The organism is Catenulispora subtropica, assembly GCF_039531675.1.
Taxonomy (GTDB): Bacteria; Actinomycetota; Actinomycetes; order Streptomycetales; family Catenulisporaceae; genus Catenulispora; species Catenulispora subtropica.
In genome coordinates, this window is sequence record NZ_BAAAQM010000027.1 from 14,961 (window position 1) to 39,161 (window position 24,201).

20 protein-coding genes are annotated in these 24,201 nt (G+C 71.5%); 11 read left to right on the top strand and 9 right to left on the bottom strand.

What is annotated here, in order from left to right; genetic code table 11:
- Positions 1-113: 113 nt before the first annotated feature.
- Together ABD466_RS23040 and ABD466_RS23045 are read left to right on the top strand one after the other, a co-directional pair.
- Entirely contained in the window at positions 114-1,199 is a 1,086-nt protein-coding gene (locus tag ABD466_RS23040) for an NAD(P)-binding domain-containing protein (RefSeq protein WP_344659216.1), read from the top strand.
- Positions 1,200-1,209: 10 nt separating this feature from the next.
- Positions 1,210-1,350, top strand: a complete 141-nt coding sequence (locus ABD466_RS23045) for a hypothetical protein (protein ID WP_344659217.1) — start codon at positions 1,210-1,212, stop codon at positions 1,348-1,350.
- Here ABD466_RS23045 and ABD466_RS23050 read toward each other — a convergent pair.
- Positions 1,347-2,858: a DUF4246 domain-containing protein gene (locus tag ABD466_RS23050; protein WP_344659218.1), complete on the bottom strand. Its 1,512-nt coding sequence runs from the start codon at positions 2,856-2,858 to the stop codon at positions 1,347-1,349. The genes ABD466_RS23045 and ABD466_RS23050 overlap by 4 nt on opposite strands.
- A 123-nt stretch (positions 2,859-2,981) precedes the next feature.
- Positions 2,982-4,907 carry an alkaline phosphatase family protein gene (locus tag ABD466_RS23055; RefSeq protein ID WP_344659219.1) on the bottom strand — a complete coding sequence of 642 codons (1,926 nt, stop codon included), beginning with the start codon at positions 4,905-4,907 and terminating at the stop codon, positions 2,982-2,984.
- 178 nt (positions 4,908-5,085) lie between these two features.
- Between ABD466_RS23055 and ABD466_RS23060 the strand changes: the two genes are divergently transcribed.
- Entirely contained in the window at positions 5,086-5,622 is a 537-nt protein-coding gene (locus ABD466_RS23060) for a dihydrofolate reductase family protein (RefSeq protein WP_344659220.1), read from the top strand.
- Here ABD466_RS23060 and ABD466_RS23065 read toward each other — a convergent pair.
- On the bottom strand, positions 5,604-5,789 hold the full coding sequence (locus ABD466_RS23065) for a hypothetical protein (protein WP_344659221.1): 186 nt from the start codon (positions 5,787-5,789) through the stop codon (positions 5,604-5,606). The two genes, ABD466_RS23060 and ABD466_RS23065, sit on opposite strands and share 19 nt — an antisense overlap.
- A gap of 174 nt (positions 5,790-5,963) precedes the next feature.
- A complete protein-coding gene (locus ABD466_RS23070; protein WP_344659222.1) occupies positions 5,964-7,466 on the bottom strand; it encodes a helix-turn-helix domain-containing protein in 1,503 nt (500 codons plus the stop codon).
- 340 nt (positions 7,467-7,806) lie between these two features.
- Between ABD466_RS23070 and ABD466_RS23075 the strand changes: the two genes are divergently transcribed.
- Positions 7,807-8,781: a hypothetical protein gene (locus ABD466_RS23075; protein ID WP_344659223.1), complete on the top strand. Its 975-nt coding sequence runs from the start codon at positions 7,807-7,809 to the stop codon at positions 8,779-8,781.
- Positions 8,782-8,853: 72 nt separating this feature from the next.
- On the top strand, positions 8,854-10,392 hold the full coding sequence (locus ABD466_RS23080; protein WP_344659224.1) for an amino acid permease: 1,539 nt from the start codon (positions 8,854-8,856) through the stop codon (positions 10,390-10,392).
- Positions 10,393-10,642: 250 nt separating this feature from the next.
- On the opposite strand, the gene ABD466_RS23085 is transcribed toward ABD466_RS23080, so the two are convergent.
- Together ABD466_RS23085 and ABD466_RS23090 are read right to left on the bottom strand one after the other, a co-directional pair.
- Positions 10,643-12,274, bottom strand: coding sequence for a serine/threonine-protein kinase (locus tag ABD466_RS23085; protein ID WP_344659225.1), 1,632 nt, complete (start codon positions 12,272-12,274; stop codon positions 10,643-10,645).
- Between the two features lie 60 nt (positions 12,275-12,334).
- Positions 12,335-13,960: a serine/threonine protein kinase gene (locus ABD466_RS23090; RefSeq protein ID WP_344659226.1), complete on the bottom strand. Its 1,626-nt coding sequence runs from the start codon at positions 13,958-13,960 to the stop codon at positions 12,335-12,337.
- Between the two features lie 201 nt (positions 13,961-14,161).
- On the opposite strand from ABD466_RS23090, the gene mtnA reads away from it, so the two are divergent.
- Positions 14,162-15,178, top strand: a complete 1,017-nt coding sequence (gene mtnA / locus ABD466_RS23095) for an S-methyl-5-thioribose-1-phosphate isomerase (protein WP_344659227.1) — start codon at positions 14,162-14,164, stop codon at positions 15,176-15,178.
- A complete protein-coding gene (locus ABD466_RS23100; protein ID WP_344659228.1) occupies positions 15,175-17,130 on the top strand; it encodes a bifunctional aldolase/short-chain dehydrogenase in 1,956 nt (651 codons plus the stop codon). Before mtnA ends, ABD466_RS23100 begins: the two co-directional genes overlap by 4 nt.
- On the opposite strand, the gene ABD466_RS23105 is transcribed toward ABD466_RS23100, so the two are convergent.
- Genes ABD466_RS23105 through ABD466_RS23115 form a run of 3 tightly spaced genes read right to left on the bottom strand, consistent with a single transcriptional unit; the run spans position 17,123 to position 19,850 of the window.
- Entirely contained in the window at positions 17,123-17,665 is a 543-nt protein-coding gene (locus tag ABD466_RS23105) for a hypothetical protein (RefSeq protein ID WP_344659229.1), read from the bottom strand. The genes ABD466_RS23100 and ABD466_RS23105 overlap by 8 nt on opposite strands.
- The gene (locus ABD466_RS23110; protein ID WP_344659230.1) at positions 17,662-19,122 is read right to left on the bottom strand and encodes a DUF1349 domain-containing protein; all 1,461 of its coding nucleotides are present in this window, start codon (positions 19,120-19,122) and stop codon (positions 17,662-17,664) included. The genes ABD466_RS23105 and ABD466_RS23110 overlap by 4 nt, the downstream gene beginning before the upstream one ends.
- Positions 19,119-19,850: an ABC transporter ATP-binding protein gene (locus ABD466_RS23115; protein WP_344659231.1), complete on the bottom strand. Its 732-nt coding sequence runs from the start codon at positions 19,848-19,850 to the stop codon at positions 19,119-19,121. Before ABD466_RS23115 ends, ABD466_RS23110 begins: the two co-directional genes overlap by 4 nt.
- Positions 19,851-19,959: 109 nt before the next feature.
- Between ABD466_RS23115 and ABD466_RS23120 the strand changes: the two genes are divergently transcribed.
- The 4 genes from ABD466_RS23120 to ABD466_RS23135 all read left to right on the top strand — a co-directional run bounded on the left by ABD466_RS23120 (position 19,960) and on the right by ABD466_RS23135 (position 24,199).
- Positions 19,960-20,622 (top strand): response regulator transcription factor, encoded by a 663-nt coding sequence (locus ABD466_RS23120; protein ID WP_344659232.1) that lies wholly within the window; start codon positions 19,960-19,962, stop codon positions 20,620-20,622.
- Positions 20,619-21,776, top strand: coding sequence for a sensor histidine kinase (locus ABD466_RS23125; RefSeq protein WP_344659233.1), 1,158 nt, complete (start codon positions 20,619-20,621; stop codon positions 21,774-21,776). Before ABD466_RS23120 ends, ABD466_RS23125 begins: the two co-directional genes overlap by 4 nt.
- Before the next feature lie 60 nt (positions 21,777-21,836).
- Positions 21,837-23,066 carry a S53 family peptidase gene (locus tag ABD466_RS23130; RefSeq protein WP_344659234.1) on the top strand — a complete coding sequence of 410 codons (1,230 nt, stop codon included), beginning with the start codon at positions 21,837-21,839 and terminating at the stop codon, positions 23,064-23,066.
- A gap of 140 nt (positions 23,067-23,206) precedes the next feature.
- Positions 23,207-24,199, top strand: a complete 993-nt coding sequence (locus ABD466_RS23135) for a zinc-binding dehydrogenase (protein WP_344659235.1) — start codon at positions 23,207-23,209, stop codon at positions 24,197-24,199.
- Positions 24,200-24,201 lie beyond the last annotated feature (2 nt).

Consider the following 24,201-nt stretch of genomic DNA (forward strand, 5'->3'; position numbering starts at 1 on the left):
AACACCTCAAACAAAGGTACGGCAAGAAGACCCGGCGCCATTGATTCGGGCGATCTTCCTGGAAGGAAAACCCCCATTCGCCTGTTCCACCGATCGTGAACGAGCACACGCGGATGACGGACGTCGTGGTGATCGGTGCCGGACAGGCGGGGCTGTCGAGCGCGTACTTCCTGGCCAGGGCCGGTTTCGAGCCCGACGAGGGCTATGTGGTCCTCGACGGCGACCGGGCTCCGGGCGGGGCCTGGCAGCACCGGTGGCCGTCGCTGCGCATGGAGACCGTCAACGGCATCTTCGACCTGCCCGGGATGGCCTTCGACCCGCCTTCCGCGCAGGAGCGGGCCTCGCTCGCCGTGCCCCGGTACTTCGCCGAGTACGAGAAGCACTTCCAGCTGGCCGTGCGCCGGCCGGTGACCGTCCGGGCGGTCCGCTCCGGTCCGGACGAGCGGCTCCTGGTCGAGAGCGACACGGGCACCTGGGCGGCGCGCGCCGTGATCAACGCGACCGGCACCTGGACGCGTCCGTTCTGGCCCTACTACCCCGGCCGCGAGACCTTCGCCGGACGCCAGCTGCACGCCGTCACGTATCCCGGCCCGGAGCAGTTCGCGGGCCGGCGCGTGGTCGTGGTCGGCGGCGGTATCACCGCCCTCCAGCTGCTCACCGAGCTGGCGCGGGCCGGCGCCGCCACGACGTGGGTGACGCGCAGGCCGCCGGTGTTCCGCGACCAGCCGTTCACGCGCGAGTACGGGCGCGAGGTGGTGGCGATGGTGGATCAGAGGGTGCGCGCGGGCCTGGTCCCGCAGAGCGTGGTCGGCGTCACCGGCCTGCCGGTGGACGAGACGGTGCGCGCCGCCCGCCGTGCCGGGACGCTCGACCGGCTGCCGATGTTCGACCGGATCACCCCGGGCGGCGTGGCGTGGGACGCCCCGGCCCCGGGCGCACCCCACGCGGTGGAAGCGGACGTGATCATCTGGTGCACCGGCTGGCGCGCCGCTCTCGACCATCTCGCGCCACTGCACCTGCGCGCCCCCGGCGGCGGCATCGTCATGGACGGCACCCAGGTCGTCCTCGAACCGCGCCTGCACCTGGTCGGCTACGGCCCCTCGGCCAGCACCGTCGGCGCCAACCGCGCGGGGCGCGAAGCCGTGCGCGCCATCGGTCGGCTGCTGGCGACGAACGTGCCCGCGTCGCTCGCGGCATAGGCGAGCGGGCATGCCGGCGCCGGAGCCCCGGCCCCACGACGGCGGCCTGATCGCCGGGACCGCTCCCGACGGCCCCGGCCACGCCTTCGGCTACGGCTACGGCTACGGCTACGGCTACGGCTACGGCTACGGCCTCACCCCGATCGGCTAGTGCTCGCAGAGCGAGAAGGCGCGTTCGTAGACGTCCTCGTTGTGCTCGTCGACGAAGTACTTCCGCTCCCGCATCAGCTGCTCGCGGTACTCCTCGGCCTGCTCCAGCGTCATGGTCGAAGTCGGCGACCACGGCTGCTGGGGCGGCACGTCGGAGGTCGAGACGATCGTCACCGTGGGGTCGACCAGGAAGAAGGCCAGGATCTTGCGGTGGCCCGGGCGGGTGGGGTCCGCCAGGCGGAACGGGTCGACGCGGTGCTGGAGGATGTTCGGGAAGGCCAGCGCGCGGCCGGCGCGGGTCTCGGCCGAGCCGAGGACCTGGTTCAGGGCGTCCTCGTTTTCCAGTCCGTAGACGCCTCGCACGCCCCTGTGGTCGCTCTGTTCGTAGCGCGGGTCGTCGATCGCCGCGCGGAAGTGCAGGCGGCTCTCGGTGATGTTCTCGCTGTCCCAGTAGTAGATGCCGGTCGAGACGATCCGCTCGTTCATCATCCCCTCGACGTGCCAGCTGCCGCCGGGGTACTCGGGCTTGTCCGGGGTCAGGTGGATGGTGGCGAGTTTGACGATGACCTGCAGGCGGCGGCCGCGCAGGTCCACGTGCGCGCCGTCGGCGGGCGGGGCCGGCGGGGTGAAGTCCTCGGGGTCCGGGAGGGTCGGTTCGCGCTCGCTCCACCAGGCGTCGCAGGCTTCGTCGTAGGCGAGCCAGGCCTCGTCGTTGTCGGCGTCGGCGTCGTAGTCGGCGGCTTCGTCGGGGCGGACCGGCTGGTCGTTGTACCAGGAGAAGGGGTCGGCCTCGATCCGCGCCGGGCGCGGATGGAGCAGATCGGTGAGCACCTTCTCGAACAGCGGGCGCATCCGCCCGAAGAGGACCGGCAGGACGGCCTCCAGCTCGCGATGGGCCACCGGGTGGACGTTGTTGACATAGGACCGGAACACGGCATCGCCGCTCTCGTCGACCTCGACATCAGTGGGCAGCCACTGGAACTTGTCCGACAGCGAGTAGCGCGCGTCCTCTCTCTCCAGGCTCGGCCAGTCGGAGCCCTCCGGGCGGCTCACGTCGCGCACCAGGCAGAACAGTGAAGGATGGACCAGGTCCAGGACCTGTCCGTCCGACCCCGGATGCCAGTCCCGCTCGGCCTCGGGGACGTCCTCCAGGACCCGGACCGCGTCGCGCAGCCGGGACCGCAGCGCCTCGTCGATGAGCGTGTCCGACTGCCACACGCCGTCGACTCCGGACACCTCGATGCCGGTCCGCTCGTCGCGGAGCTCGGCGTAGTACGCCAGTTCCGCCAGCACGTACCGGATCTGTGCCTCTGTCAGGCCCTGGTCGGCGGCTTCCCGCGTCCACTCGGCCACGATGGCGGCGTCGTTCATCTTGGCGTGCCACCGGGGCTTCTCCCGGATCAGGGAGCTGAATCGCGTCATCGCCAGTTCCCCCAACGTGCGGACCGGCGCGGCCGACACTCTGTACCCGACCCGGAAGGGCAGCGGAAAGGCAGCAGTCTCAGACATGCCAGCCGAGGGTAGTCCCCTCGTCCCACAACGCGTGGCGGGTCCCGCTGAAAGGCCGGGACCCGCCTCATGCTCGCCGAATACCTGCCGACTACCCGCCGGCTACGCGCCGGCTCTCGACGGTCAGTCGTCCTCGCGGCTCCAGATGCCCTCGATCGCCGGGGCGTAGAAGTCGTTCTTCGTCAGGCTCGGCAGGCCGAGCGCCGCCTCGACGGTCCGCAGCATGCTGTAGAGCGTGTAGCGGCCGTCGCTGGTCGAGCCGGGCTTCACCGTGCCCTGCGAGCCCAGGACCAGGGTGGGGATGTTCTCCAGCTTCTGCTGGCCGTCGGCGGCGTCCTCGTCCCAGGTGATGATCATCAGGGAGCGCTGGGTCTTCCAGGCCGGGGAGTCGAAGACCGGCTGCAGGGTGTTCTTCAGCCAGGTGTCGCCGGCCTTGACGCCGCAGCCTTCCATGTCGTCGCAGTCGTCGGCGCTGAGCCAGGAGAAGGTCGGCGTGGTGGAGGCCGCCTTCAGGTCGGTGGTCATCTGGGTGAGCGGCAGCAGGTGCGCCGCACAGTTGACCGGGTTGTTCTTGACGTCGTTGAAGAAGTAGAACGGCAGGTCGTCGATGGTGTAGGCACCGTGGGCGCCGGTGTCGCAGGGCTGCGCGGCGTTCTCCATGTAGCCGCGCCAGCTGCCGCCGGCGTTGTCGACGAGGTCGCCGATGTGCTGGGCGTTGACGGTGCTGCCGAACGGGTCGTTGCCGGTGACGCCGAACAGGCTGCCGCCGGCCAGGGCGACGTAGTTCGGGTCGGACGGATGCGTCACGCCGAGCGCCCCGGTGAGGTTCGCGCCCTTGGCGAGCAGGCTGTTGATGAACGGGGCCCGCGCGGTGTCGCCGATGACGCCCTTGTAGTCCTGGTTCTCCATCATCACCACGAAGACGTGGTCGTAGCCGGGGACCTCGGCGACCGGCGGCTTGACCGGGGCCGGGGCCTTGACCGGTGCCGAGATGCGCAGCGAGAGGTCGTCGGCGAAGCCCAGGCCGTGGCCGGTGCGGTCGTGGGGCTGGTTGCCGGTGACGGTCAGCACGGTGCGGATGGAGCGGGTCCCGGCCGGGACCGTGCCGAGCGCCTGCTCGGGGATCAGGCCGGTGGCGTTGTTCCGCATCGCCGGGGTGACCGGCGCGAGGGTCGCGGTGCCCAGGGCCTTGCCGTGCGCGTCGAGGAAGGTGCTGACCACGCCCGCGGTGTCCGCGACGGTGCCGGAGCCGCCGAGCCAGGCGGTCAGGTTGTAGGTGACGGTGCCGGTGTCGATCTGCTTCGCCGCGGTCTTGACGTCGGCGACCTGGGTCCCGGTGCTGACGCCGCCGCCCCCGCCGGCGAAGAAGTTCTGGCCGCGGTTCACCGGCCCGGGCGAGGTCAGCTTGGCGAAACCGGTGACGCCCTCGCCGCCGGTGGCGCCGTAGGCGACGGAGTTCAGCAGGCCGTCGGCCTTCCAGCCCGGGACGGTGTTGGTGTCGACGCCGTCCAGCGTGCCCTCGCCCTGCTCGGCGCCGCCGTTGACGATGAGGTTCGGCCCGGTGCCGGTGTCCGGCTGCGGCGGGACGACGATCGGCGGGACCCCGGTCACGGTCAGGGTGACGGGCCCGGCGAGGACGGTGTAGCCGTCGTTGAAGAAGAGGTAGACCTTCCAGTCCCCGGCGGCCAGGGCATGGGTGTCGAAGGTCGCCGTGCCCGAGGCGTCGGGCACGTACTGCCAGCTCGTCGAGCCCTGTGTTCCGGGCGTGTCGGTCGGCTTGTAGATGCCGATCCAGTTCTTGGTGTTCAGGCTGGCGGCCGGGACGCTGTAGGAGAACGAGACCTTGTCGCCCTGCTGGACGGGGTTGCTGGTGGTCTGGGTGAGCGTCGACGTGTCGGCGGCAGCGGCGGCGGCGGCGACCGTGGCGGCGTCGGCGGCCGGCAGGGAGAGCGCGGCATCGGCGCCCGCGCCGAGCACGGCGACGGCCGCGGCGACGACGACGCCGGAGCGAAGGGTTCTGCGGGAGGGGCCCTTGGGCTGCGAAGACATACCCGGAACGGTGTCCGGCCGCCGTGACGGACCGCCGTCACGGCGGCAGCAGATGTGTGACATGGCAGTGAATAGTTGTATGGACAACTTGGAAACCGACGCGACACTCGGCCCACCGATGAGTTTCGGCGGGCCGAGCCGTCTGATGGGGTGACAACCCGCTCACGTGGAGGAAGACATGCGCAAGGTGGTCCTGTCCCAGTTCCTGTCCCTGGACGGCGTCGCCGAGGAGGCGGACAAGTTCCTCTCGGGCTGGGACGACGTGGTGGACGCCTACGGCGAGAACACCATCGCCACCCAGGACGCGGTCATCATGGGCCGTCGCAGCTACGACGAGTTCGTCGATTTCTGGCCGAACAGCGAGATCGAGCCGTTCGCGACCTTCATCAACACGACCCCCAAGTACGTCGCGACTTCCACCCCTCTGGACCGGTCGTGGAACAACGCGACGGTGATCGAGGGCGGCCTGGTCGAGTTCGTGCGGGATCTCAAGAACTCCTCCGGCGGCGACATCGGCGTCCATTTCGGCATCTCGGTCGCCCAAGCGCTGCTCGCGGCGGGCGTCATCGACGAGTTGCGGCTCGTCGTCTGCCCCGTGGTCGCCGGCCGTGGGCGACGGCTCCTGGACGGGTTGCCGACGTTCCGCCTCGAAGCGGTCAAGAGCGTCCTGTCGCCCGCGGGTTACCTGCTGGCCGACTACCGCGTGACGCGGTAGTCGGCTCCGGTCGGGCCGTCGTAGCCGGTCTTGGCAGTGCACAGATAGTCGCCGACGCAGTTCCAGTTCGCGTTGGAGCCCGAGGTGGCGTCGAACAGGCCGGTGGCGTGGGCGTAGCTGTACTGGGCCCTCGGCAGGGCCGCGGAGTCACCCGCCAGAGCGATCATCGCGGCGATGATCGGCGACGACGCGCTGGTCCCGCCGGCGGTGCCCCAGGATCCCCGGACGTGGGCGTCGTGCTGCTTTACTGACGGAACCCGTTCGTGGCGCGCGACCGAGGGCGCGTCGAAGACCTGCGACCCGACCGCGGCCGACCAGTACCGCAGGACCCTGTGCCAGCTTCAGCCAGTAGCGGACAGCGCCAGCAACCGGTCCACGGTCTCCAGCGCTCCGGGCTGTGCACCGCCGGAAACACCCACGAGTTCCCGCGCCGCCCGGAACGCCACGGCGAGCGCCCCCGGCGACCGGGTCGCCTCGGCGAGCTCGATCGCCGTCCGCAGGTGCGGCAGCGCCGCGTCGGCGTCGCCCTCGCCGAGACAGGCGAGGGCGAGGTGGCCGAGCACGACGGCGAGCACCTTGCCGGGCTCATGGCCGGCGGCCGCGGCGGTGAGGGCGGCGCGCGCCTCGGCGTACCGGCCGAGGGCCAGGTGGGCGGCCCCGGACAGGCGCCGGTAGGTCCGGGGCGGGCAGGCGTCCGGCGCCGGATCGTCGGCGTCGATCAGCGCCATCGCGGCGCGGGCCGCGGCCAGTGCGCGGTCGACCTCGCCGACGTGGCCGAGCATCGCGTACCCCTCGGCGGCGTGCAGGCGGGCCAGGGCGAACAGCGCGTGGCTGACCGGCGCGGCCACGACGGAGGCCTGCACGCACCGGCGGATCCCGGCGCGCGGGTCGCCGCCGTAGAGCCCGAGGAACGCCGAGCGCAGGATCGCGGAGGCCTGCAGGACCGAGTCGCCGGCCTGCGCCGCGCGGCGGGCGGCCCGGTCGAAGAGCTCTTCGGCGGCCGACGGATCGCGGCGGCCCGCGGCGTCCCACAGGAGGCGTCCGACGAGCAGGGCGGTCTCGGCTTCGGTGATGTCCAGGTCACGGCGCCAGCGCCACGGCGTGGCCGGGACGGAGGGGGCGACGGCGGTGACGGGGGCGGCGGAGGCGAACCCCGAGCGGTCCGCGACGGCGGACGGCGATGTCGGCGACACAGCGGGTCCCTCGGCGACACCACGGAAGGCGTGTGCAGCCGACAGCGACGAGCCGGATCCGTCAGCCACACCGCGGAACACTTGTGCGCGGTCGGTCGGCACAAGCTTCCCCGATACCGGACGGCCTGTTTGATCAGTCATCTGTGAAACCGCGCCACCGCCGATCCTCAGCGAACCCTCAACGAGCCCCGCGCCGCCGGCCGCCTGCCGGCCCCGCCCCGCCCGGTCCGCGGCCTCCGCACTCCGCAACGCCTCGACCCGCGCCAGCAACCCCGCCGCGCGCACCACCAACCCGGTCGTGGGCCGGGCCTCGTACTCGCCGACCAGCCCGGCGATCTCCTCGCGTACGCCGGTGATGGCCGCCAGCCTGGCGTCGTCCGGCTCCCCCGGACCCGCCGCGCCGGCCGTTCCGCCCGGCCGGGAACCTCCCGGCGACAGCAGCCGTTCCACATCGTGGAGTCCGATCCCGAGCGCGCGTGCGATCCGGGGCCGTTTCCCGGGCAGCGGGGTGGTCGTCCCGCTCTCCCAGCGCACGACCGTGGAGACCTCCACGCCCGCCAGCGCCGCGAACGCCTCCTGGGTGAGACCGGCCGCTTCGCGGGCGCGGGCGAGCCCCACCCGGCGCGGACCGGTCTGCCTGGATTTGGCCATGGATGCCCTACTCTTCCGGGAGTCACCGGACTGCAATCATCAGTATGCGGACAGTCAGATCTCAGGCAGCATACTGATGAGTCAGAGGCCTTGTCGCATGGTTCGTGCATAGTCGGCGCCTTGTCCGTGCGCTTCCCGAACGGCCCGGTTTTCCGCTTGGGTAATCCGCGTTCGGTTCGGGCCCTGACAACAGACTCCACAGAGGCGGTGGCTGCCGTGTGCTCACACAGCGCAACCCGCCTACCCTTCCCGGCGCACGCCCCGGCGGCCGCGGTGACCGGGTGGGCACTCCCGTTACGGGGATGGCTGGAATGATGCCCCGCAGTGAAGCGCCCCGCCCGTGGTGAAGCGGAAAGGACCGGGTGAGGGCCGGCCCAAGCTGGTGTGGGATCCCGCCGGCGACGACCGGCGGCTGGCGACCACCACCCAGGAGCTGCGCACCGGCCGCTACGCGCTGGCCGGGGAGTTGCTGGCCGCCCGCGGCGTGAGCGAGGACGTCCGCGACTACCGCTACCTGATCCTGGCGCAGGTCGCCGCGTCCAGCGGTGTGGACACCGCGTGGCTGGCCGAGGAGCCGGGCAGCCCGGAGGCGGCGCTGCTGCGCATGCGCGCGAACGTGATCAGGGCCCTGCAGGCGCACCGCACGCGGCATCCCAAGGCCGCCGACCTGATCGAGCTGGCCCGGGCGCAGTGCCTGGAGGCCGCCGAGCGGTTCCCGGGCGACCCCCTGCCCTGGGTCGCGCTCCTCCACCTGGCGCCGGCCGCGCCGGAGAAGGTGCCGGGCCCGCGGGAGCTGGCGGTCGACGGGCCGTGGCAGACGATGGGCCAGGTGTGGCAGCGCGATCCGTGGAACCGGGAGGCGCACCACCGGCTGCTGGCCGCGGTCGGCCCGAAGAGCGGCGGCTCGGTGCCGGCGGTGACCGGGGTGGCGCTGTGGATCACCAGCCGGGCACCGGCCGAGTCCGCGCTGTGCGTCCTGCAACTGCTGGCGTTCATCGAGACGTTCCGCGAGCAGGTGGAGCGCAACGAGACGAACAAGATCCTGCTGACGTACCGGAACTGGTCGACGGCGTACGCGCAGCAGGAGACGGAACGCTGCTACACCCGGTGGTTCGCCCCGACCGGTGGGAAGGGCGTCCTGCTGCCGGATCTGCACCTCCTGGCCCACGCGCTGTGGGCCGGGTCGCACTGGGAGCCGGCGAGCGTGGTCTTCGACGCGATCGGCCCCTACGCGCTGACCACGCCCTGGGCGCTGCACGGGGACCCGGAGCAGGTCCTGGTCGCGGCCCGGGAGCGCAGCATGTCCGGACCCTGATTCAGCCCGCGCACGTCCCACGCGGTCCGCTCCGCGCATCTTCTTCCCCCCTTCCCCTGAGAGGAACGGCAGATGGCGACCTCCGCCCCATCGACGAACCGCCGAGGCGGCCCGTCGGCGATGCCCGACGACGACCAGACGCTCCGCGAACTCGGCTATCCGCGCCAGCTGGCGCGGCGGGTCAACGCGTTCGGGAACTTCGCCATCTCGGCGACCATCATCAACTTCATCTCCGGCGTCATGACCGCGCTGAGCTTCGCCATGATCTCCGGCGGGCCGCGGATCATGGTGTTCGGCTGGCTCGGCGTCGGCCTGCTGGTGCTGTTCGTCGGCGCGGCCATGGCCGAGATCACCTCCGGCTTCCCGACGTCGGCGGCGCTGTACTACTGGTCGGCCAAGCTGGCCAAGCGCCACAACGCCGGCTGGAGCTGGTTCACCGGCTGGCTGAACTTCATCGGCCAGATCGGCGGCACCGCGGCCACCGACTTCGCGCTGGCGAACTTCGCGGTGGCGCTGGCGACGCTCCAGTGGCCGAGCTTCAACCCGGACGCCAAGGAGATCCTGGCGATCTACGGCGGCATCCTCCTGGTGCACGCGTTGCTGAACACGTACACCGTCGGCCTGGTCGCCCTGCTGAACAAGATCAGCGTCGCGTGGCTGCTCGTCGGCGGTCTGGTGATCACCTTCTATTTGATCGTGTTCCCGTCCCACCACAACTCGACCAGCTTCGCGTTCACCCACTTCGTCAACGGCACCGGCTTCAAGTCGGGTCTGTACGCGGGCCTGATCGGACTGTTGTTCACCAGCTGGACGTTCACCGGCTTCGACGCCTCGGCGCACATGTCCGAGGAGACCACCCGCGCGGCGGTCTCGGCGCCCAAGGGCATCGTCCGCTCGATCCTGTTCTCCTGGATCGCGGGCCTGGTCCTGATCCTGGCCCTGACCTACTCGATGACCGACTACGACAACGAGGCCAAGGCGGGCGTCCCGGCCGCGCAGATCTTCGTCGACGCCCTGGGCCTGACCACCGCCAAGATCTTCCTGCTGGTGATCTGCGGCGCGATCTTCTTCTGCGGCCTGGCCAACATGACGTCGAACTCCCGCCAGATCTTCGCCTTCTCGCGCGACGGCGCGATCCCCGGCGGACAGCTGTGGCGCTCGGTCAGCAAGCGCACCCACACCCCGGTGAAGTCGGTCTGGTTCTCCGCGGTCGGCGCGTTCCTGCTGGGTGTCCCGTCGCTGTGGAACTCGGTCGCGTTCCAGGCGATCGTCTCGGTCAACGTCATCGGGCTGTTCGGCTCCTACGGCGTGCCGATCTTCCTGCGCCTGCGCCGCGGGGAGGACTTCGTCCCCGGTCCGTGGAACCTGGGTCGCTGGAGCCGGCCGGTGGCGACCGTCGCCGTCGTATGGATCACGCTGAGCAGCATCCTGTTCCTGCTGCCCCAGTCGAGCCCGATCACGCACAAGTCGTTCAACTACGCGCCGGTCGCGCTGGCGGTGGTGCTGCTCATCGCCACCGTGTGGTGGTTCGTGACGGCCCGCCGCACCTACCGCGGTCCGATCAGCTACGGCACGCCCGAGGAACTGGCCGCCATGGAGCAGGATCTGTGAGGCGACGACCTTCTGAGCGGCCATCCTCTCCACGGCCGCTCAGAAGGTCGTCGACGTTCAGAAGGGCGTCGACGTTCAGAAGGGCGCCGACCACCGCGTTCCAGTGGATCGACGACGCCTGGTGGAGGAGCGGCTCTGGTACGGGGTGGAGGAGCGGCTCTGGTGGGTTTCCATGGCTCGATGGTCTGGCGGCCCGGCACGGCGAACCACACGGTGGAACCCACGGATAGCCCACGGAATGGCGCGCGGCTCAGGCGCCGCAGAACCCCACCGGAGCATCGGCCCCGCAGAACGTGTACGCCTGGTTGTCGCTCAGTTTGATCTGGACGGTGTCGTTGTCGGCGGCGAACGTGAGGTGCACCGTCCCCAGCGGGATGGCACCGTCGCCGGTCGTGTGGTCGGACTGCGTGATCTCGCCGTCCGCGGTGCCGTCGGCGGCGCGGGTGAGGCGGCCGCTGCCGTGCGCGTTGTCGAAGCTCCCCCCGTAGATGCGCTGGAAGACGGTGAAGGTGCCGTCCGGTTTGATGCTCAGGCCGGCGCTGTGGGCGGACCAGTCGCCGGTGAGAGGGCCGAGGTCCAGCGGTGAGGCGCTGGTCTGCGGGGTCCTGCTCGGGACTGCCAGGACGGGCGCGGGCGTCTTCGGCTTCTGTTTGGTGGTCAGCACGATGGCTGTGGTACCGCCGGCCACGACGACGGCGGCTGTGGTGAGCGTCGCGATGGCCTTGCCCACTCCCAGCTTGGCCTTCAGATGCCGCCACAAGTGCCGGCGCGCCATATGCGGATAAGGGCTCTGCGGTGCGCTGGGATAGCCCGGCGCAGGCGGGGCACCGAGTCCGGGCGGGCCGGAGGGAACGCTCGGAGTCCCCGGCGGCAGGTTCGGCGCGGGCGGCGGTCCCATCGTCGGCGGCGGCACCGCGGGCGGCGACACAGGCAGAGGCACGGGCAGTGGCGCCGCCGGCCCGAGCAGGCCCGGCACCAGCGACAGCAGCACCCCGGTCGCGGCCAGCCCGGACAGCGCCCCGACGAGCACCTGCCGCCCGATCCGCTCCCAGTCCGGTCCGTACGCCTGAACCGCGGCCCGTTCCAACTCCGCGGCGAACACCAGCGCCTGTGCGGGACGCCGGCTCGGGTCCTTCGCCAGACCGCGCGCGATCAGCTCCTGGACCTGTGCGGGCGCCATCTCCACCGGCACGCGTTCCGCGCGGTGTGCCCGAGCCCAGCTGTCCAAGTCCCGCGACTCCACCGAGATCGGTCGCCGCCCGGTCACGCACTCGAAGAACACTGCGGTCGCGGCGTACACGTCGGCCGCGGCCGACGGCGACGCCCCCGTGAACTGCTCCGGCGCCATGTACGGCGGCGTCCCGACCACCCCGGCGGCCAGGTCCCCGGCCCGCACCGCGATCCCGAAGTCGGCCAGCACCGACATACCCTCCGGGCGCACCAGAACGTTCTCCGGCTTGTAGTCCCGGTGCACCACACCCACGTCGTGCGCGGCGCCCAAACCCAGCAACGAACCCTTCAATATCCCCAACGCGGCCTCCGGCGGCATGGGCGTCTCCCCCGCCGACACCAGCAGCCTGCGCAACGAAGCGCCGGGGACGTACTCCATCACGATCGCCGCACCGGTCACCGGTGCTCCGGTCTCCACGTACTCGTACAACCGGACCGTGTACGGCGACTGAAGCCCGGCGAGCGTCCGCGCCTCCCGCTGGAACTCGGCACGGAACCCTGGATCGCCGACCAACCGATCCGCCAGATACTTCACCGCCACCGGCGCGCCGTCCGCCAACCGCCGCGCGAGCACCACCCGCCCGAAGCCACCGCGGCCGAGTTCCTCGACGTCGGCGTATCCCGGCACCTGCCAGTCAGGCCCCTGATCCATACGTGTCCACCCCTTGCCCGAACCCGATTGCCCAGAACGGTATCGGGTTCCCTTCGGGTGTCACATATGCCAAAGCTGGCTGGAGGCGTCACCGCACTGGTTGAGCACGAGATCGACGAGATTGGCCGGCGTGCCGTCGGTGTCCAGGCACAAGCCGCTGGGCACGTTCGTGATGCGGCCGGTGCCGCTGTCGTAGGACCACTGCTGACCGCTGAAGTAGCCGCAGGGACGGAGCAGGACCGGCACCCCCTTGGCGGGCGCCCCGCCGGTGTCGATGCACAAGCCGCTCGATGGATTCACGAGGCTGTGGGCGGTCGCGTCGTAGGTCCATTCCTGGCCGGTGAAGTTGCCGCAGGTGCGAACCTGGACGGCGATCCCCGAGGCCATCGGCCCGTTGGTGTCGACGCACAGGCCGCTGCCGGGATTGGTGATCGGACGGGGTGGCGGCGGCGGGTTCGGAGCGGGCGGGTTCGCCGCGGAGGTCGAGGCTTCGGCCGTGGTCGGTGCCGTGGTCGGTGCGGTGGTCGGTGCCGTGGTCGATGCCGACGTCGTCAGGCGGGCGGCCGTCGGCTGCGAGATCTGCTGCAGGGGCGACGCGGAGCTGCTCAGCGCGACCGACGGCACCTTGCCGCCGTCCCGCACCACGGCCGTGACGGCCACGACCCCCGCCACGACGAGCGCGACGCCGCAGACCGACGCGACCACCGCCACGACGGTCCGGCGCGCCCCACCCGGCGCGGGCGGCACGGGCGGCACGAGCGGCACCACAGTCGGAGCGAGGCGGTCATACAGAGTCGGCACGCCGCCGAGACCGTGCCGCGGCGGGACGTCGTCCAGCACCGCCACGACCGGCTCGGGAGGCGGCGTCGCGCCGGTCAGCAGGGCCCGCGCGCGAGCGACGTCGGGGCGGTCGCCAGGGTGTTTGCGCGTCAGCGCCTCGATCAGGGTTCGGAGGTTCTCGTCGGTGGTGCGCCGGAACGGCGGCAGCGGCTGGATCAGGACCGCGTTGAGGGTGCCGGTCGTGGTGTTCCGGTGGAACGGCGAGGTGCCCTCCACCGCCTGGAACAGCGTCGCCCCCAACGAGAACAGGTCGGAGGCCAGGCCGCCGGGATGGCCCTCGACCCGCTCCGGCGCCGTGTACTCCATCGTGCCCACGAACAGGCCGGTGCTCGTGAGGCCGGTGTCGTCGGTGCGTTTGGCGATGCCGAAGTCGGTCAGGAGGACGCGCCCGTCGTCGGCCAGCATGATGTTGCCGGGCTTGACGTCGCGGTGGACGACCCCGGCCGCGTCCGCGGCGGCCAGCGCGGACAGCATCGCCTCCGCGATCCGGGCCGCCTGCCGCGGCGCCAGCGGTCCCTCCTCCTGGAGGACGTCGCGCAACGACCGGCCGCGGACCAGCTGCATCACGATCCAGGGCACGCCGTCCTCGATCACGACGTCGTACACCGGCACCACGTTCGGATGGTCCGCGAGGGCCGCAGCGGTCCGCCCCTCCCGTAGGGCGCGCGCCACCAGGGGCTCGCGTTCCGCCGGCGAGGCGTTCGGGACGCCCACCTCCTTGAGCGCCACCCGCCGGTCGAGCTGCTCGTCCCGTCCCTCCCAGACGCGGCCCATCCCTCCCGAACCGAGCTCGGCGATCAACCGGTACCTGCCCGCGATCACCCGCTCGGACGTGCCTTCCCCCACCAACGCGGCATCCCCCTGCTGTCGACGGCCTGTCGGAGTGTCCTCGAGCACGAAGATAGCGACCCACCCGTGCGTGCGCAGTAAAGGCGCCCCGGCGCCCGCGGCTGAGCGCCGGCCCGAGGGCGAACAAGCCGGTCGTCGCGAGCAGCATCACCGAGAACTTGAAGCCTGCATGAACCCGCTTCCGGGTAATACACGGCCATGCGAACCCTGGATTGGGAAAACGGCGCGATCATCGCGATCGACCAGTGCGTACTGCCTCATCAGGAGACGGTGTTGCACATCGACACCGTGGAAGACCTGATCGCCGCCATCCAGCGGCTCGCGATCCGCGGCGCGCCGGCGCTGGGCATCGCGGGCGCGTTCGGAGTGGCGCTCGCGACGCGGGAGCGGATGCGGAACGGGGTGCTCGACGAAGCCGGGGTGCGCAAGGACGCCGAGCGGATCGCCTCGGCGCGGCCGACAGCCGTCAACCTCCGCTGGGGCGTCGAGCAGACGCTCACCGTGCTGGCCGGCGGGCCCGAAGCCGTCGTGGCCGAGGCCCGGCGGCTCATGGACGAGGACGACCGGCGGACGCACCAGGCCGCCGCGAACGCCGCCGACCTGATCACCGAGTTGTGTCCGCCGAGGCCGTTGCGTCTGCTCACGCACTGCAACGCCGGAGCGCTGGCCACCGCGGGCCCGCGGGGAACGGCCCTTGGCGCGGTGTTCGAGCTCGCCGAGCGCGGCCACGTCGAGTTCGTGATCGTGGACGAGACGCGTCCGCTGCTCCAGGGGGCCCGGCTGACGAGTTGGGAACTGGCGCGGGCGGGCATCCCGCACCGGCTGTGCGTGGACTCGGCGGCGGCGTCGTTGATGCGGCGCGGACTGGTCGACTGCGTGGTGGTGGGCGCCGACCGGATCACGGCGAACGGCGACGTCGCCAACAAGATCGGCACCTACGGCCTGGCGGTCGGCGCCGCGCACCACGGCATCCCGATCGTGGTGGTGGCCCCGGAGTCGACGGTGGACGCGGACCTGACCGACGGGGCGCTGATCGAGGTCGAGGAACGGGACGCGGACGAGGTGCGGCGGGTGCTCGGCATGCCGGTCGCGCCGGAGACGACGGAGACGTTCAACCCGGCGTTCGACGTGACCCCGGCCGAGCTCATCACCGCCGTGGTCACCGAAGCGAGGATCATGGGGCCGCGGACCGTGCCGGCGGGACGTGCCGGATGAGGAACCGGTGGGAGGACGGCGCGGCGCCGGACGAAGCGGACCCGCTGGGGCAGTGCGTGTACGCCAGCCGGCTGTTGGGAGCGGACGCCGGGCTGGTCCTGCACGGTGGCGGGAACACCTCGGTCAAGGCGGTGAGCCGCGACGTCGTGGCCGGCGAGGTCTCCACGCTGCTGGTCAAGGGAAGCGGCTGGGATCTGGCGTCCATCGAGGGCCCGGGGTTCACCCCGCTGCGGCTGGAGCGGCTGCGGGAGGTTCTCGGCGTCGACGCGTTGTCCGACGCCGCGATGATGAACGAACTGCGGTGCGCCCGGCTGGACGCGTCGGCACCGGATCCGTCGGTCGAGACGTTGCTGCACGCGCTGATCCCGGAGACGTTCGTGCTGCACACGCACGCGGACGCGGTGCTGACGCTCACGAACCTCGACGACGGCGAGACGCGGGTTCGCGAGGCGCTCGGCGGGGACCTCGTCATCGTTCCGTACGTGATGCCGGGGTTCGACCTCGCCAAGCGCTGTCGCGAACTGTTCGACGGCCTCCGGGGCCCCCTGCCTCCGGCGATGGTTCTGATGTCCCACGGCGTGTTCACGTATGGACCGTCCGCGCGTGTCGCCTACGACCGGATGATCGAGGTCGTCGATCGCGCCGAGCGTTACCTGGCCGCCCACACGCGGCTGACCACGACCGAGGCCGGAACCCCACCCGGTGTGCTCGCCCTTGCTTCACTCCGCCGGTCTGTCTCACGGGTCGCGGGCGCGCCGATGATCGCCACTCGCTCGACGGACCCGGCCAGCACGGCGTTCTGCCGCCGGTCGGACCTGACGACGGTCTCGCAGCAGGGCCCTGCTACTCCGGACCACGTCATCCGCACCAAGCGGCTGCCCATGGTCGGCCGCGACGTGGAGGGCTACGCCAAGGAGTACACCGCCTACTATGAAGACCTCTGCGACGCCGGACAGACCACGATGCTCGACCCCGCGCCGCGGATCGCCCTCGATCCCGTCCTCGGCATGATCGCGTTCGGCCGAAGCGCCGCGGACGCCGCGATGGCCGCCGACGTCTACCGACACACGATCGACATCATCGACCGCGCCGAACAGCTCGGCGGCTACCGGGCGCTGCCCGCCGCCGACGTCTTCGCCGTCGAGTACTGGGAGCTCGAACAGGCGAAACTCCGCCGGGCCGGGGCCCCTCCGGAGTTCGCCGGGGAAGTGGCGCTGGTGACCGGCGCCGCCTCGGGCATCGGCAGAGCGTGCGCGAAGGCGCTCCTGGCGCGCGGCGCGGCCGTCGTCGGGCTGGACGTCGACGAGCGGGTGGCGGCCGTCGCGAAGCCGCCGGACTACCTCGGCATCGTCGCGGACGTCACCGACCCCGCCGCCCTGAGAACGGCGATCGCCCAGGGCGTGGACCGCTTCGGCGGCGTCGACATCCTCGTCGCCTCGGCCGGCGTCTTCGGCCCCAGCCGCGCGATGAACGCCTTCGACCCGGACCACTGGCGCCGCACCATGGCCGTGAACACCGACGCCTTCGCGCACCTGCTGGCCGAACTCCACGGTCTCCTCCAACGCGCGCCGCGCCACGGCCGCGTGGTGCTCATCGGCTCCAAGAACGCCGCCGCCCCCGGCCGCGGCGCCGCCGCGTACTCCGCCTCGAAGGCCGCCGCCACCCAACTCGCCCGCATCGCCGCCCTCGAATGGGCCGACGACGGCATCCGCGTCAACATCGTCCATCCCGACGCCGTGTTCGACACCGGCCTGTGGACCCCCGAGATCATCCGGGCCCGTGCCGAGCACTACAGCCTCACCCCTGAGCAGTACCGCCAGCGCAATCTCCTGCACACCGAGGTGACCAGCGACCTCGTCGGCGCCCTCGTCGCAGACGTCTGCGGCCCGTCGTTCCGGGCGACGACCGGCGCGCAGATCCCGGTGGACGGCGGAAGCGACCGGATCATCTGAGCCGGGAGACGAGCGGAAGGACGTAGAGCACGCCCAGCACCAAAGCGTCGGCGAAGGCCGTATCACGGACGAGGAAGCCCACACCGGAAGAGAGGATCCCGACGTAGATCACGTGCAGCGTTGCGGACAGTACGACGTGCGGGTTCGGCTCGGTGCGGGTGACCAGAAGGGCCCCTGCCATCGTCACCGTGGCCGCGGCGAGAGTGAGACCGAGGATGACCGTGACCTTGGCGGCCACGAACATCGTGCGCCGCGGCACGGCCGCGAGGCTGGTATGGATCAGGCCGCTGCGATATTCACCAGTGATGAGCTGCACTCCGCAAAGCGCCAGCGGTGCCTGAGCCAACTGGAGCCCGCTGAGAGCCGACTTCGTGGAGTCTTGGCCCGCGCCGATCCCGGCGCGGGCAAGGGCGCACACGACGACGCTCAAGCCGATGCCGGAGGCGACCGCGGCGACGAGGTGCCACGCCGTCGAGGCGACGGTCCGGGCCTTCGTCCACTCGCCGCAGAGTGCTTCGATGTAGTCCCGCCTCACGCGTCCCTCCGGCCGAGGAGCCACGCGGCCAGGGCCAGGGTGGCGACGCCGTAGGTGCAGAGGACTGCGAAGCCGGCCCACGGCGCGAGCGGGTAGTAGCCGTTGACCGGGGTGTACCCGATGGCCACTTGGCGATAGACCGGCAGCGTCTGCTGGATCGCGAGCGCAGCGGTGGGGGTGACGCGCAGCAGCCATTCGGACGCGCCGGTGGGCAGTGCCTGGAAGAGGATGTAGGGCAGGACGATGGCGACGACCGCGACGGTGATGGCCGCGCCGCTGCGGCGGAAGACGACGCCGAGGGCCAGGGCGACGACCGCGGCGACGGCGATGAGGCCAGCGGTGCCGACGACGACCCGGGCCTGGGCCGCGACGGTCGCGGGATACAGCAGGTCGTGGTTGGCGAGCAGGACACGCTTCCCGAGCACGAGCGAGAGCGCGGCCGCCGAGACCATGAGCAGGAACGTCGACCCGCCGATGACGACGGCCTTGGCCGCGAGGACGCGACCGCGGCGCGGTGTGGCGGCGAGCGTCGTACGGATCAGGCCCCTGCGGTACTCGGACGTCGCGGACAGGGTGCCGACGGCGATCACCAGGATCAGCGCGACGAAGCCGCCGGCCAGCGTGTGGTCGATCGTGACGCCCGTGCCCTCGACGCCGCCGACCGCGGGGGCGATGTCGCCGGAACCGCTGATCTGGAGGCTTCCGTCGCCCAGGCGCTGGGAACCGCCGGTCAGCACCGGGTAGGAGTCGTCGGGCGGGCCGACGGTGCGGCCCGTCCAGTTGGCTGCCGGCCAGGCGCCGTCCGCGGTGAGGTCGGAGAAGGCGGCGGTCGCGAGCGTGGGCAGAACCGCCCCCGAGGTCACGAACGGGTGCTCGGTCAGATCAGCGTTCTGCGGTGACGTGACGAACATCCCCGCGCGAACGACGCCCGCCGCCCCGGACAGGCGGGCGGCCCCGATCCGCGTCCACGCCGAACCGTCGGCGGACGCGTAACCGGTGACGGTGTCTCCGGCTCGGACCAGGCGGAGCCAGCGTGCAGCAGGAGCCCCCGGTGGATCCTGCGGCCCGGACACGTCGTGGGTGTAGTCGTACTGGAACCGCACACCGTGGCCCGCGGCGACCATGACCGCGGCGTAGGAAGAACCAGGCTCGGTGCTCGCCGTGATGAGGAGCCCCGCTTTCGCCCATGGTTGCGCACCGGCGAGAGACGAGACGCGCACAGTCAACGTCCCGTCCCCCGCCAGCGGCCGATCGACGAACTCGTAGCTGTCCACCACGGCCTGGCCGCCGGGACCGACCACGAGCGAGGGACAGCCCGTCGGCCCGGAACAGTGACGGCGCTCGCCGGCGGCGGAGAACACCGAGAACACGACCATGGCGACCGCCGCGGCGATCAGGGCGATCAGCCGGCCCCGAACGCTGCGCAGTTTGATCCACTCTGCCCTGACCACGCTCACGCCGCACCGCCTGCCCGGAACTCGACCTGGTCGCGGGTCAGGCGGAGGTACGCGGCTTCGAGGGTGCCGTGGCGCGCGAGCAGGTCCTCCAGCGGCGCGTCCGCGATCACCTTGCCGCGGCCCGCGACGACGACGTGGTCGGCCATCTCCTGCACTTCGCCCATCAGATGGCTGGACACGAGGACGACCCTCCCCTCGGCCGCCAGCGACCGCAGCAGCGACCGGGCCCAGATGATGCCGTCCGGATCCATACCGTTGAACGGCTCGTCGAGCAGCAGCACCGGCGGATCGCCCAAGAGCGCGGCCGCGATCCCCAGCCGCTGACGCATCCCGAGCGAGTAGCCGCCGGCCTTGCGGCGCGCCGCGGCCGCCAGGCCGACCAGTTCGAGCACCTCCTCCACCCGTCGTGTCGCGATCCCCTGCGTCCTGGCGAGCCACAGCAGGTGGTTCCGGGCGCTGCGGCCGGGCTCCAGTGCACCGGCGTCCAGCAGCGAGCCGACGTGGCACAGCGGACGATGCAATGTCCGGTAGGCACGTCCGGACACCAGCGCCCAGCCCGCGTCCGGGGTGTCCAGGCCCAGGACCACCCGCAGCGTGGTGGACTTCCCGGCCCCGTTCGGCCCGACGAAGCCGGTCACCACACCGGATCGGACCGTGAAGGACATCCCGTCGAGGGCGGGTGTCGCCCCGAAGCGTTTGCGCAGCCCGGCCACGCTGACCTCATTCATGCCACCGGTTCTACGCACCGGCCGGTTCCGTCCCGGTAGCGTCGACTGCGACCCGGCTGCGACCTCCGGTCTGGCAGGCTGGGGCCATGGTGACCGGAAGCAGCCGACCATGAGGGTCCTGATCGTCGAGGACTTCGAGGTGCTCGCCCGTTCGCTGGGCACCGGCCTGCGGCGCGAGGGCATGGCGGTCGACGTCGTGCTCGACGGGGCGGCCGCCCTCGACCGTCTCGCCGCCACCCGTTACGACGTCGTGATCCTCGACCGGGACCTGCCCGGCGTGTCCGGGGACGAGATCTGCCGGGGACTGGCCGCCGGCCGCAGCCGCACCAGGGTACTGATGCTCACGGCCTCCGGCACCGTCGCCGACCGCGTCGCCGGGCTCGGCCTCGGTGCCGACGACTACCTGCCCAAGCCGTTCGCGTTCGCCGAGCTGGTGGCGCGGGTCCGGGCCCTGGCGCGCCGGTCCGGCCCGCCTCTTCCCCCCGTCTTGACGTACGGGGACGTGAGCCTCGATCCGGCGCGCCAGGTCGCCTTCCGCGACGGCCGGCGCCTGGACCTGAGCGCCAAGGAGTTCGCGCTCCTCGCCTGCCTGCTCGCCGAGCCCGGCATCGTGATCTCCGCCGAGGAACTGCTCGAACGCGTCTGGGACGAAGCCGCCGACCCCTTCACCACGGCGGTCAAGCACACCGTGCACCGGCTGCGCGCCAAGCTCGGCGAGCCGCCCTTGATCGAGACGGTCCGCGACGCCGGCTACCGCGTCGGATCATCATGACCTCCGCCCGGCGGAACACCCGGCGATCGTTGCAGATCCGCCTCGCACTCGCCTACGCGGCCGGGATCTACGTCGCCGGGATCATCGTGCTCTTACTCGTCGACCTCCCGCTCGCCGGCGTGCGGTCGACCGTCCCCGTCGACCGTCCCGCGCCGGCCACGATCGCCGCGACCGGCGACGGCATCAGCCCGGAGCGGCTTCTCGTCGGATCCGTCCTGGCCCTCGTCGTCCTCGTCCCGGTCGCCCTGGCCCTCGGCTGGTTCGTCGCCGGCCGGTTCCTGTCCCCGCTCAGAGCCATCACCGGCACGGCGCGGGCGATCTCCGCCGGCACCCTGGACCGACGCCTGGATCTCGGCGAACCCACAGACGAACTGACCGCGCTCGGCCACACACTCGACGCCTTGTTCGCCCGCCTGGAAACGGCCTTCGACGCCCAACGCCACTTCGTCGCCAACGCCTCGCACGAACTCCGGACGCCTCTGGCCGGTCAGCGCACGCTCCTCGAAGTCGCCCTCGCCGATCCCGAAGCCGATGCCGGGACCCTGCGAGCGGTCTGCGAGGAGGCCTTGGCCCTCGGCGAGCACCAGGAGCGGCTGATCCACGCACTGCTCGCCCTCGCCATGAGCGAGCGCGGGATCGCCAGGTGGGAGGCATGCGATCTCGCCCTGATCACCCGCCGGATCCTCGAGTCCCGCTGCGAAGCGCTGGCGGGCAAGGGCATCACGCTGACCGAGCAGCTGGCGCCGGCGGCGACGGTGGGAGACCCCGAACTGATCGAACGCCTCGTCGCCAACGTGGTCGACAACGCCATACGCCACAACCACCAGGGCGGGCACGTCCGGATCGAGACCGGCGCGTCCGGGTCGTGGGCGGGCATCACGGTGACGAACAGCGGACCGCTCGTCCCCGAAGACCAGCTCCAGCGGCTGCTCCAACCCTTCCAACGGCTCTCCCCCGACCGGGAGGACGGCTACGGAGTCGGCCTTGCCATCGTCAACGCGGTCGCCCAAGCCCATCGCGCGGCGCTGGACATCAGTACGCGCCCAGAAGGCGGCCTCACCGTGACGCTGCGTTTACCGGGGAAACCCTTGTCTTCCATGAACGAAGGCCAAACGCCCGTAAAGAATCTTGTCAACCTTCTGGGCCGTCGATAACTTCGTCGCCACCTGCTTCCGCGGAGCGGGACCACCCCCTTCCCACCAGGAGGCAGTACTTTGCGATCCATCCTGCGCCCGACCGGACGACGTGCCGTCCTCTCCCTGGCCGGTGCCGCTGTGCTCGGCGTATCCGGGGTCGCCGTGGCCGCGAACGCCGGTGCCGCTCCGACGGCGGGACACGCCGCGTGGTCCCGGGTCTGCGACGCTCCCGCCGCCGGCGATGCCGCGTGCCACGCGCTGCGGGTCACTGGGGTGTCGGAGAAGGTGAAGGCGTTCGGGGTGACTCCGAACGCGACGCCGTCCGGCTTCGGCCCGGCGGACCTGCTGTCCGCGTACAACCTGCCCGCGAACGGCGGCGCCGGCCAGACGATCGCGATCGTGGACGCGTACAACGACCCGAACGCCGAAGCCGACATGAACACCTACCGGGCCCAGTACGGCCTGCCGGCGTGCACCTCGGCCTCCGGCTGCTTCAAGCAGGTCAACCAGACCGGCGGCAGCAAGCTCCCGCGCTCCAGCACCAGCTGGGCCGGGGAGATATCCCTGGACCTGGACATGGTCTCGGCCATCGCCCCCAACGCCCACATCATCCTGGTCGAGGCGTCCACCGCGTCCATGACCAACCTGGGCACCGCGGTCAACACCGCGGTCAGCATGGGCGCGAAGTTCGTCTCCAACAGCTACGGCGGCGGCGAGTCCTCCGCGGACACCGGCTATGACACCTCGTACTTCAACCACCCGGGTGTCGCCATCACCGTCTCCTCCGGTGACAGCGCCTACGGTGTGCAGTACCCGGCGGCTTCGCCGTACGTCACCTCGGTCGGCGGGACCGCGCTGAAGCGCGACTCCAGCACCCGCGGCTGGAGCGAGTCGGTCTGGTACACCAAGGCCGGCGAGGGCGCGGGCTCGGGCTGCTCCGCCTACGAGCCCAAGCCGAGCTGGCAGAAGGACACCGGCTGCGCCAAGCGCACCGTCGCCGACGTCTCGGCCGTGGCCGACCCGGCCACCGGCGTGGCGGTGTACCAGACCTACGGCGGCACCGGCTGGGCCGTCTACGGCGGCACCTCGGCGGCGTCGCCGATCATCGCCTCGGTCTACGCCCTGGCCGGCACTCCGAGCGCGGCCGTCCCGGCGGCCGACGCCTACGCGCACACCTCCGCGCTGAACGACGTCACCACCGGCAACAACGGCACCTGCTCGCCGTCCTACCTCTGCACCGGCGGCACCGGCTACGACGGCCCGACCGGGCTCGGCACACCGAACGGCTTGGCCGCGTTCACCGGCTGAGCTCACCGGGCCCCTGGACAGCCGTGGTGGCGGGCCACACACCGCCGCCACGGCTTTTCGCCGCGCTGCTGTCGTCCCACAGCTCAGGTCCGTGACCAGCGCGGCGATTCCTTTCGGCGGCCACTTCGGTCTACCCCGGCATGAACATTCCGACCATCATGCGAGCCCTGCAGCAGACCTCGTTGAAAGGCCCAGGCGACATGCGCTTCATCAGCGATGCGCCAGTGCCGGTCCCAGGCCCCGGGGAGGTGTTGATCCAGGTCGATGCCGCGGGCGTGAACTTCGCCGACGTCTCGAAGGCCCACGGGACGTTTCGCGGCGGGCCGCAGCCGCCCTACGTGGCGGGGTTCGAAGCCGCGGGAGAGATCGTGGCCGTCGGGGAGGGTGTGGAGGGGCCTGGCATAGGCACGCGTGTCGTTGGTGTGGGGACGGGGGCTTTCGCCGAATACATGGCGTTGCCCGCGGTAGCGGCGCTGCCGGTGCCGGAGGGGTGGACCTCCGGGCAGGCCCTGGGGTCGGCGGTCACCTGGCCGACCGCGTTGGCGGCGCTGACGACGTCGGGGCGGATCGCAGCCGGGGAGACCGTGCTGGTGCATGCCGCGGCGGGGGCGACCGGCCAGGCGGCGGTGGTCCTCGCCAAGCACTATGGGGCCACGGTGATCGGCACGGCTTCGTCGGGCAAGCACGCGGCCGTGCGGACGTTCGGTGCCGACCACGTCCTGGACTCGAACTCGAGGTACCTCGCTGCCGAGGTATCGAGTCTGACCGGCGGCGTGGGCGCGGACCTCGTCCTGGAGACGAACGGCGGCGCGACGTTCTGCGCCAGTCTGGCCGCCGCCAAGCGGGTCACGGGGCGCGTCGTCGTCCTCGGCCTGGCCGGCGGAGAGGCCACGGTCACCAACTGGGACCTGGTCTACCAGCACCAGGTTCACCTCATCGGCCTGAACATCGGCGTGTTGATCCACTCCGCGCCGCATCTGTTCGGCAAGCTGATGGGCGAGATGGCTGCCCTCATCGCCGCCGGCGTCCTCGTTCCCTCCGAACCGACCGCCTACGAGCTCACCGACGGCCCGCGAGCCCTCGCCGACCTGGAGGCCCGCAGAACCATCGGCAAACTGGCCCTGCGCCCTTGAAG

Excerpts from the sequence above, each read along its gene's own strand:
- ABD466_RS23040 (WP_344659216.1), top strand. The coding sequence starts at position 114 with ATGACGGACGTCGTGGTGATCGGTGCCGGACAGGCGGGGCTGTCGAGC.
- ABD466_RS23045 (WP_344659217.1), top strand. The coding sequence starts at position 1,210 with ATGCCGGCGCCGGAGCCCCGGCCCCACGACGGCGGCCTGATCGCCGGG.
- ABD466_RS23050 (WP_344659218.1), bottom strand. The coding sequence starts at position 2,858 with ATGTCTGAGACTGCTGCCTTTCCGCTGCCCTTCCGGGTCGGGTACAGA.
- ABD466_RS23055 (WP_344659219.1), bottom strand. The coding sequence starts at position 4,907 with ATGTCTTCGCAGCCCAAGGGCCCCTCCCGCAGAACCCTTCGCTCCGGC.
- ABD466_RS23060 (WP_344659220.1), top strand. The coding sequence starts at position 5,086 with ATGCGCAAGGTGGTCCTGTCCCAGTTCCTGTCCCTGGACGGCGTCGCC.
- ABD466_RS23065 (WP_344659221.1), bottom strand. The coding sequence starts at position 5,789 with ATGATCGCTCTGGCGGGTGACTCCGCGGCCCTGCCGAGGGCCCAGTAC.
- ABD466_RS23070 (WP_344659222.1), bottom strand. The coding sequence starts at position 7,466 with ATGGCCAAATCCAGGCAGACCGGTCCGCGCCGGGTGGGGCTCGCCCGC.
- ABD466_RS23080 (WP_344659224.1), top strand. The coding sequence starts at position 8,854 with ATGGCGACCTCCGCCCCATCGACGAACCGCCGAGGCGGCCCGTCGGCG.
- ABD466_RS23085 (WP_344659225.1), bottom strand. The coding sequence starts at position 12,274 with ATGGATCAGGGGCCTGACTGGCAGGTGCCGGGATACGCCGACGTCGAG.
- mtnA (WP_344659227.1), top strand. The coding sequence starts at position 14,162 with ATGCGAACCCTGGATTGGGAAAACGGCGCGATCATCGCGATCGACCAG.
- ABD466_RS23100 (WP_344659228.1), top strand. The coding sequence starts at position 15,175 with ATGAGGAACCGGTGGGAGGACGGCGCGGCGCCGGACGAAGCGGACCCG.
- ABD466_RS23115 (WP_344659231.1), bottom strand. The coding sequence starts at position 19,850 with ATGAATGAGGTCAGCGTGGCCGGGCTGCGCAAACGCTTCGGGGCGACA.
- ABD466_RS23120 (WP_344659232.1), top strand. The coding sequence starts at position 19,960 with ATGAGGGTCCTGATCGTCGAGGACTTCGAGGTGCTCGCCCGTTCGCTG.
- ABD466_RS23125 (WP_344659233.1), top strand. The coding sequence starts at position 20,619 with ATGACCTCCGCCCGGCGGAACACCCGGCGATCGTTGCAGATCCGCCTC.
- ABD466_RS23135 (WP_344659235.1), top strand. The coding sequence starts at position 23,207 with ATGAACATTCCGACCATCATGCGAGCCCTGCAGCAGACCTCGTTGAAA.